Annotated in this window: 8 protein-coding genes; 6 read left to right on the forward strand and 2 right to left on the reverse strand. The window is 44.6% G+C overall.

Annotated elements, in window-relative coordinates; genetic code table 11:
- Window positions 1-57: 57 nt before the first annotated feature.
- Together ECA1_RS16480 and ECA1_RS16485 are read right to left on the reverse strand one after the other, a co-directional pair.
- Complete coding sequence (locus tag ECA1_RS16480) at window positions 58-1,446, reverse strand: hypothetical protein (RefSeq protein ID WP_060793108.1); 1,389 nt, start codon at window positions 1,444-1,446, stop codon at window positions 58-60.
- Window positions 1,443-1,832, reverse strand: coding sequence for a GntR family transcriptional regulator (locus tag ECA1_RS16485; protein WP_005237540.1), 390 nt, complete (start codon window positions 1,830-1,832; stop codon window positions 1,443-1,445). Before ECA1_RS16485 ends, ECA1_RS16480 begins: the two co-directional genes overlap by 4 nt.
- Window positions 1,833-1,995: 163 nt before the next feature.
- On the opposite strand from ECA1_RS16485, the gene ECA1_RS16490 reads away from it, so the two are divergent.
- The 6 genes from ECA1_RS16490 (at window position 1,996) to ECA1_RS16515 (ending at window position 8,753) form a co-directional block, all read left to right on the forward strand.
- Complete coding sequence (locus ECA1_RS16490) at window positions 1,996-3,012, forward strand: acyltransferase family protein (RefSeq protein ID WP_060793109.1); 1,017 nt, start codon at window positions 1,996-1,998, stop codon at window positions 3,010-3,012.
- Window positions 3,013-3,131: 119 nt separating this feature from the next.
- Entirely contained in the window at window positions 3,132-4,460 is a 1,329-nt protein-coding gene (locus tag ECA1_RS16495; protein ID WP_005225135.1) for a C1 family peptidase, read from the forward strand.
- A 345-nt stretch (window positions 4,461-4,805) separates the two neighbouring features.
- Window positions 4,806-6,194, forward strand: coding sequence for an L-cystine transporter (locus ECA1_RS16500; protein ID WP_060793110.1), 1,389 nt, complete (start codon window positions 4,806-4,808; stop codon window positions 6,192-6,194).
- Window positions 6,195-6,352: 158 nt separating this feature from the next.
- A complete protein-coding gene (locus ECA1_RS16505; RefSeq protein ID WP_010747448.1) occupies window positions 6,353-7,132 on the forward strand; it encodes a tyrosine-protein phosphatase in 780 nt (259 codons plus the stop codon).
- 16 nt (window positions 7,133-7,148) lie between these two features.
- Window positions 7,149-7,979 (forward strand): fructosamine kinase family protein, encoded by an 831-nt coding sequence (locus tag ECA1_RS16510; protein WP_060793111.1) that lies wholly within the window; start codon window positions 7,149-7,151, stop codon window positions 7,977-7,979.
- 15 nt (window positions 7,980-7,994) lie between these two features.
- On the forward strand, window positions 7,995-8,753 hold the full coding sequence (locus ECA1_RS16515; RefSeq protein ID WP_060793112.1) for an acyl-ACP thioesterase domain-containing protein: 759 nt from the start codon (window positions 7,995-7,997) through the stop codon (window positions 8,751-8,753).
- Window positions 8,754-8,803: the final 50 nt, after the last annotated feature.

Here is an 8,803-nt window from a genome sequence, read left to right on the forward strand (position 1 = left end):
TTTTTGGTTGTGGATAGCCTGGGGATAATGGGTTCTCCAGTTTTTTCTCCAGAACACTCACTTCGCTGAGGAAATCTTTTGTACTAGTTCCTCGTATAAATCCGTCGTTTCGGCGGCTTTTTTATTTGTGTAAAAAACGGTGGGGCCATCTTTGGTGGTGACTTTTAAAATAGGTGTCGAGTTTATGTCCACGAACATTCTGGCAGGATCACCAGCAACGGTAAATTTACCGATTTGGTAACTGGCGGTTCCTACACCCATGGTACGAACACGAGGCGATGGCAAAGTTTCGATCAATTCCACCGTCTCTATATCTGCCAAAGAGACCGTTGTTTTCCCAGTCATTGGTGCATCGAAGGTGACTTCTTGTCCTTGCACTTCACCGGTGATCGCATCAGGAGCGAAATCTAAGCGATACATCGGAATGATGGTACAGACCATTGATACAAGTAAGAAGACAGCGGTGATACCTGAGACGATTTGTCCGCTACGTTTGCCTAGATTGATGCCGATGTTCATCCCAACACGGTCAGGAACGAACAGTCGCGCATCATTAGGATTGATGTAAAAACCATATCGCCAGTAAGCATCTTCACCATAATAGCGCGGTTGTCCTGCTGGTTCTAAGAGCTGATCTTGTTTTTTACGCAGATCTAGCAACAAGAAGAAGGTAAAGACGATCAAGAAAATAACCAAAACAACAAAGAGCACTAAGAGGATAGTACTGAATGCTCCAGTAGCGGACATGGACGCTAGTGGGACAGTCAACAAGAGCAGCGTAATGGTACAAGTGACAGCGATCAATAAGGACCAATAGCGCTTTGTTAAATCATTGATGTGCTGGTCGATAGCTGAATCACCGCTGATTCCGCGAACGGGTAAGCGGCTGATGATCACCCAGAGATAGACGAACAGCGCAAAAATTGCTAAGGAGACGCCGCCCATCAAGTATCCTGTAGAAAGATCAGGCAACTGCCATGCTTGGTACAAACTGATCATCAACAAAATCCCCGCAGGAACGAGGCTATACCACGGCAGCATCCGTTTATTTTTGGCTTGAACGAGTTTGGTATCAATCCGAATCGGATCGATAGGTAGTTCCCATCCTTTGGCAAGGATCAATTGCCGCATTTTTCCAATGTAATGCACTTGCACCAGGTAAGCTGTCCCCAGCAAAGCGGCCATATAAAGCCAGAACAGGGTAAGGATGATGGAGTCAGATAAATTGAACAAAAAAAGGAGACTTGCTACACTAAATGTACCAACGATTTGTAAGATACGCTTGCGAAATTCTGTGATCAAGCTGTGGACGCTAGGATCATCCAAATGCTCAGGGGCAAGGGTATTTTCGAGTAAAACATTTTTGTGGGGTTTACTGATCAAGCGTAAACCAAATGCGGTCGTCCCACAGAGGACAAGAGCAATAATGAAAAAAAGATAGGTCATTTGCATTCATTCCTTTCAGGAAATTGGTCCAGCAGTTGTTGAACATCCGTTAAAAGCGCTTGCTTGCTTTTGCCGTGTAAGAGAGCGGTTGCCAGTTGCAGCTGCAAGTTTTGGCGATACTCCGCTTCTTGTCCAGAAGTAAACGGTGGTGGTGCGGCAACGGCGGTTCCTTTACGGCGATCCGTGACTAACAAGCCTTCTTCTTTGAGGGAATTGTAGGCTTTTGAGATCGTCATGGTATTGATGCCGATCTCTTCGGCTAATTGACGGACGGATGGTAGCAATTCGCCAGCGGCTAAATCGCCTTTTGCGATACCGACAATGATCTGTTCCCGCAACTGCTGGTAGATCGGTTGGTTGCTTTGGGTTTGAATATCGAATATCATCGAAAACAGCTCCTTTGTATTATATATATTAATACAAAGCATACAAAATAGCAACTGGTAATCAAATGAACAAGAATCGTTAGGAAAAAGTAAATAGCTTGTTACAGTTCTGTTTCATGGATCAGGTATCCTTTGACAGATACAACTTAGAGGAGGAACTTTTATGAGCCAATCGCAAAGAACGGCTTACTTTGATAATGCAAAATTTCTACTGATGATCTTGGTCGTCTTCAGTCACTTACTACAGCCTTTTATCGGCGATCAGAAGTTTTATCATGACCTATATTATTTTATCTTCACTTTCCACATGCCAGCTTTTGTTTTTCTGGCTGGGTACTTTGCCAAACCGTTGACGAAGGGACACAAGCTACGTGAGCTGATGAAAAAGTTCTTGCTGCCTTATGTCTTCTTTCAGGTGTTTTACACCGTCTATTACTGGTTGATCGGTCTACGGGAGTCGTTAAAAATCCAACTGTTGAATCCGCAATGGGCACTTTGGTTTTTGCTTAGCATGTTCTTTTGGCAGCTCTCCTTGCTGGTCTTTCAAAAAATGTCCAAAAAGCAGGCGATCTTACTGAGTATCGGCTTGAGTATCTTCGCTGGCTACGTGCCATTTTTAAATCAAGTGTTGACCTTGCAGCGGACCTTTGTCTTTTTGCCGTTTTTCATCATCGGGTTTTATTTTCCCAAAAATGAGATGCGCTTTTTATTGAAACCAAAGATTCGGACTATCAGTTTGCTTTTCTTACCGATCATCTACACCTTTATCGCGTTTTTTCATGGGATGAACAAGTACATGGTTTTTGGTTCCAAGCCTTATGACGATTACTTGAGCTATCCGTTGTTCGGCGGTCCATTGCGTGCGGTCTTTTTCGTGATCGGGCTGATGGGGATCATCGGCTTTCTGAGCCTCGTGCCTAGAGAGCACCTCTTTTTTACGAAGTGGGGCAAAAACACCCTGCTGGTCTATCTTTTACAGGGGATCTTCATCAAGGGCTTGCGGGCATTAGCGATCACTGACTTGAACCTGTCGGTATTAGGCTTTGTGACGTTGGTGTTAGCCAGTGTTTTACTGACGATCTTGCTAGCTAGTCGTCCGATCCGCTTCCTTTATGCACGATTTGAACGAGGACTATCCTTTGTTTTAATTGGCTTTTTGCTTTTGATGCTAACTCTTTAAATCCTTGATACGAGCAACCGCTCTTAGAAAGATGATCCTTTCATTTTTCTAGGAGCGGTTGTTATTTGAGAGGCAGAGGCGTAAAATGGAAGGAACGGAAAGTGAAAGGATGAAGAAATATGTCAGAAATTTCAAAAAAGACCACCGCTGCCTTTGCGCAAGCGTATCAAGACAATAATAAACAAACGGCACTACAACGGAGTGTTGTGAAAAATGGGATCACCGCTTCTGCGGAAAACGTGTCAGCAAAAGTCAACAATGTGCCAGTTTTTTCAGTTGATGTGACAACCGGGAAAGTCTCAAACCAAAAACAATCAGGCCGCTGCTGGATGTTTGCCGCATTGAATACATTCCGTCATAAGATGCTGAATGATTTCAATTTAAAAGAATTTGAATTGTCGCAAAACCATACCTTCTTTTGGGACAAATACGAAAAAGCCAACTATTTCTATGAAAATATTTTAGCAACTGCTAACGAGCCTTTAACAAGTCGCAAAGTTGCTTTCTTATTGCAAACACCACAACAAGATGGTGGGCAATGGGACATGATCGTTTCGATTTTCCAAAAATATGGTGTCGTACCAAAAACGGTCATGCCAGAAAGCAGCAACTCTTCCAATTCTCGTGACCTAAACAATTACTTGAACAAAAAACTGCGTAAAGATGCGGTTGCTTTGCGTCAGCTAGTGGCTGAAGGCAAAACAGCTGAAGACATCCAAACAGCCAAAGAAGCGATGTTGGAAGACATTTATCGTTTCTTAGCGACTTCTTTAGGCACACCGCCAGAAACCTTTGATTTTGAATACCGTGATGAAGACAAAAACTATCACATTGATCGCAACTTAACACCGCAAAGCTTTTATGAAAAATATGTCGGGGTGGACCTTGACGATTATGTCAGCATCATCAACGCACCAACTGCCGACAAGCCTTACAATCAATCGTATACCGTAGAAATGCTAGGCAACGTGGTTGGCGGCAAAGAAGTCAAATACTTGAACGTCGATATGCCGACCTTCAAAAAATTAGCGATTGCTCAATTGGAACAAGGGGAGTCCGTGTGGTTCGGTTGTGATGTCGGTCAATCTTCTACCAGAGATACTGGGATCATGGCATTAGATGCGTATGATATTAACGACCTATTTGACATCGACTTTACGATGACCAAAGCAGAACGCTTAGATTTTGGCGAAAGCTTAATGACCCACGCGATGGTCTTGACTGGCGTTGACTTGATCGACGGCGAATCAACCAAATGGAAAGTCGAAAACAGCTGGGGTGAAAAAGTCGGAACGAATGGCTTCTTCGTTATGAGCGATGCGTGGATGGATGAATACACCTATCAAATCGTGGTTCGCAAAGAGTTCCTGACAGCAGAACAATTGGCTGCCTTTGAAGCAGAACCAACAGTCTTAGCACCTTGGGACCCAATGGGGGCTTTGGCGTAAGACAGCAATTTCTAATGATTGCCTGAATATTCTCTGAAATTTTTCAAAAAGTCGAAATGAAAAAATATCGAATCAGTTGCCGCAATCCAACCGTTAGGAAAGTAGAAATCCTAACAGTGTGGGGTTGCGGCAACGGTTCTTTTTTTATTTTCTGACAAAAAAGCGGTACCATCCCAGAAAAGTGGGAACTTATTTATTGTAAGATGAAGCAAACTTCTTTAAAATGGAATAGTCACTAATGATGCCACACGTCTCATTAGAGTGAACTGTTGAAGAATGGTCACTGGGAACCTTTACTTCCTCTGACAGACTTTGTCATGTTTATTGAACAAAAGGAGGATTCAAATGACAAATCTGTTAACTATTATTGTTGTTCTACTTTTTGCTGCCCTTATTTATGGGTTCTACTTATTGCAAAAACGTCACGTGAAGTTTTCTACGCGGGTCTTTGCGGCGTTGTTCGTCGGGATCGTTTTTGGTGGCGTGCTGCAGCTGATTTTTGGGACAGGCTCTGACGTTGTCACGCAAGCTCTTGACTGGATCACGATGGTCGGTAGCGGCTATGTAGCTCTCTTGCAAATGCTGATCATGCCCTTGATCTTCGTTTCGATCGTTGGTGCTTTCACCAAGATGAAAGAAAGCGAAAAAATCAAGAAGATCAGTTTTACGGTTCTTGCGACTTTGCTAGGGACAACGGCGATCGCTGCCTTGATCGGGATTCTGATGGTCATGGTCTTTGGTCTTGACGGTGCCAGCTTTACCGAAGGGGCAACGGAAACAGCGCGGATCGCAGAATTAGCGGAACGTTCGACACAAGTCCAAGATCTATCGATCCCACAACAAATCGTTTCCTTCATCCCAAGCAATGTCTTCGCCGATTTTGCGGGTACTCGTTCGACAAGTACGATCGGGGTCGTGATTTTCTCAGCCTTTGTGGGGATCGCCTTTCTTGGTGTCAAACGTAAATCACCGAAAGAAGCGGAAACTTTTGCGAATTTGATGGACAGCTTATATAAAATCGTGATGCGTATCGTCACGTTAGTTTTGCGCCTGACACCTTATGGCGTTTTGGCATTGATGACAAACGTATTAGCTTCAAGTGATTTTGAAGCCATCTTGAACTTAGGCAAATTTATCATCGCCTCTTATGCGGCTTTGATTTTGGTCTTACTTGTTCATTCATTATTGCTAATCGCTGTTCGGGTCAATCCAGTAACGTATTTCAAAAAGGCCTTTCCAGTCTTGAGCTTTGCCTTTACTTCTCGTTCAAGTGCGGGTGCCTTGCCATTGAACATCGAAACCCAAACCAAAGCGTTAGGTGTTGATGAAGCCACGGCTAACTTTGCAGGCAGCTTTGGGTTATCGATTGGTCAAAACGGCTGTGCGGGTGTATATCCAGCGATGTTGGCAACGATCGTTGCACCAACGGTTGGGATCAATGTCTTTGATTGGCAGTTTATCCTGCTGCTAGTTGCAGTAGTTACGATCAGCTCTTTCGGCGTTGCTGGTGTCGGCGGTGGCGCAACCTTTGCTTCATTGATCGTCTTAGGCTCAATGAACTTGCCGATCGCCATCGTAGGCTTAGTTATTTCTGTTGAACCATTGATCGATATGGCACGGACACTCGTTAATGTCAGCGACAGTATGGTTGCAGGAATGGTGACCAGCAGCCGTATCAACGAACTGGATCGTTCGATCTTAGATGATTCCGCCGCCGTGATCGAAGCCGAATAGAAACGTTTTGTAACAAGCGAAAGCAAAGAAAGACTGCGTGTGGTCTTTCTTTTTTTTGTCCGTTAAAGCTCAGCTCATAGAAAAATCTAGGTTTCAGTGCCCTTAATAGCGAAGTTTCTGCTATACTTTTAACTAGAACATCGCGGGAGGGATAAGCAATGACACAATTGATTCAACTAGAACGAGCAGCAAACGTCAGAGAACTTGGCGGCTATCAAACGACAAACGGCACGACGATCAAACGAAAAAAATTGATCCGCAGTGCGGCGATCAATGAATTGACTGCTTCAGATCAAGCAGTACTGGCAAACTATGGGGTCAATCAGGTCATTGATTTTCGCTCCATCGCTGAAGCCAATGCACAACCTGATCGACCGATCGCCACAGCAAAGCAGCTTTTTTTACCTATTTTCAAAGAAGACGAAACGATGGTTTCCTTGTCGCCAGAAAGCTTGAAGCAGCGCTTGGAAGATGGGGAAGATGCCGAAGAGCAGATGAAAAAAGTCTACCGTCACTTTGTTGAAAGCGACTATGCCCGCCAACAATATCGGCAATTCTTTGATCATGTGATCGCCAATGCGGAAGGCGAAGGTGCAACCTTGTTCCACTGTACCGCTGGCAAAGATCGCACAGGCTTTGGCGCCTTTTTATTGCTGCATGTGTTGGCGGTGGCACCAACGACGATCAAAGAAGATTATTTAGCGACCAATCGCTATTTAGCCCCAATGCTAAAAGAAAAATTTGCCCCAATGACCCAGCATTTGCCGCAAGAGCTGTTAACAGCGATCACGGTTTTGATGAGTGCCAAAGAGAGTTTTCTTGATGAAAGCTTGGCTGCGATCGATCAGCACTTCGGTTCGGTTGATCAGTATCTCCTGCAAGGACTAGGGGTGACGAAAGAAGAGCAAGCGTATTTGAATGCCCAACTGACTGAGTAAAGAAAGGGAGATCCGTATGGAGGAAGCATTGTTCGCAGCAATCGGGATGACCGGCTCGCTGACGCCCATCAGTGGTGGGGATGTCAATCAAACGTATCGTTTCACTACAGAAGAAAATCGCTATTTTTTAAAGACCCATCCTCATGTTTCATCGGTGTTCTTTCAAGCAGAGATCAACGGCTTAGCTGAATTAGCCCCTTTCGTGCGGGTGCCAAAAATCGAACATCTCGGTCAGACTGAAGAGAGGGCATTTTTATTGATGGAATGGATTGATGGTGGGGAAGGACAGCAGCGACGCTTAGGTCAAAGCTTGGCTCGGCTTCATCAGCAGACGCAGGAGTCTTTTGGGTTTTACGAAGACAATTACATCGGCTTTTTGCCGCAAGTCAATCCGAAAACCAGCGATTGGCTTGATTTTTACACAGTCTGCCGTTTGGATGTGCAAGTCGAATTAGCGAAGTTGGGTAACCGCTGGCATGCCAAACGGGAAGCTGCTTATCTGCGTTTGAAAGAATTTTTGCATGAGAATTGGCGTGATCGCAGCGTCACACCTGCTTTATTACACGGTGATTTTTGGCGGGGGAATGTGCTGTTCGATCAGCAAGGAGAACCAGTGTTTCTTGATCCAGCAGTCGCTTATGGGGATCGAGAAATGGATATTGCGATGTCCCAGCTCTTCGGTGGTTTTCGTCAGGAATTTTTGGAAGGCTATCAAGAAGTCTATCCATTAGATGAGGATTGGCAAGAGCGACTGCCAGTGTATCAATTGTATTATTTATTGGTCCATTTGAATCAGTTTGGCGAAAGCTATGGACCAAGTGTCGATGAAATATTGAGTCGTTTTTAGGAGGCAATTAGAACTATGGCAGCAAAGTATCAAACCACACATGAAGTGGCGTATTATGAATGTGATGTCAACCAAACGATGACGTTTCCAGCCATGCTAGGCATCGCCATCAAGACATCAGAAGAACAAAGTGCGGCGTTAAACCGCGGACCAGAAGTCATCGCTAGTTATGGCTTGACCTGGATCATTACCAGCTATCACATAACGGTGACTCGTTTGCCGCGCGTAGGGGAGCAGATTCAAGTGGCGACCCAGGCGAGAGAATACAATAAATTTTTCTGCTACCGTTACTTCTGGTTATTGGCAGAAGACGGAACGGAACTGGTCAAAATTGAGGCGGTTTTTGCGTTGATGGATCCTGAGACGCGCAAAGTCAGCAGTGTACCAGATGAGATCGTGGCGCCTTTTGGCAGCGAAAAAATCAAGCGAATCAAACGCTACCCGAAGATCACCCCTATCACCCAAGGACAATTTTTGCCTTATCGGGTGCGTTTCTACGATATTGATAGCAATCAGCATGTCAACAATGCCATGTATTTCAATTGGCTGATGGACGTCTTAGGCTATGAGTTTTTAACAAAACATGAAGTGACACAAGTGACGATCCGTTTTGATCGGGAAGTGGCTTACGGCCATTTGATCGAAAGCCATTTTCAAATCAATGAAAAGACAGTCGATGAAGCCAGCGAGGCTGTGCCGCTGCAAACGATCCACGTGATCAAGATCGGTGAGGATACTTACTGCGAAGCCATCTTTACTTGGCGAGAAAAATAAAACAACCCTTTTGCCTCCGTTAGCGGAATGGCAAAAGGGTTTTTGTTATT

This window comes from Enterococcus casseliflavus NBRC 100478, from assembly GCF_001544095.1.
Lineage (GTDB): Bacteria > Bacillota > Bacilli > Lactobacillales > Enterococcaceae > Enterococcus_D > Enterococcus_D casseliflavus.

Coding starts and splice junctions, on each gene's coding strand:
- ECA1_RS16480 (WP_060793108.1), bottom strand. CDS start 1,446: ATGACCTATCTTTTTTTCATTATTGCTCTTGTCCTCTGTGGGACGACC.
- ECA1_RS16485 (WP_005237540.1), bottom strand. CDS start 1,832: ATGATATTCGATATTCAAACCCAAAGCAACCAACCGATCTACCAGCAG.
- ECA1_RS16490 (WP_060793109.1), top strand. CDS start 1,996: ATGAGCCAATCGCAAAGAACGGCTTACTTTGATAATGCAAAATTTCTA.
- ECA1_RS16495 (WP_005225135.1), top strand. CDS start 3,132: ATGTCAGAAATTTCAAAAAAGACCACCGCTGCCTTTGCGCAAGCGTAT.
- ECA1_RS16500 (WP_060793110.1), top strand. CDS start 4,806: ATGACAAATCTGTTAACTATTATTGTTGTTCTACTTTTTGCTGCCCTT.
- ECA1_RS16505 (WP_010747448.1), top strand. CDS start 6,353: ATGACACAATTGATTCAACTAGAACGAGCAGCAAACGTCAGAGAACTT.
- ECA1_RS16510 (WP_060793111.1), top strand. CDS start 7,149: ATGGAGGAAGCATTGTTCGCAGCAATCGGGATGACCGGCTCGCTGACG.
- ECA1_RS16515 (WP_060793112.1), top strand. CDS start 7,995: ATGGCAGCAAAGTATCAAACCACACATGAAGTGGCGTATTATGAATGT.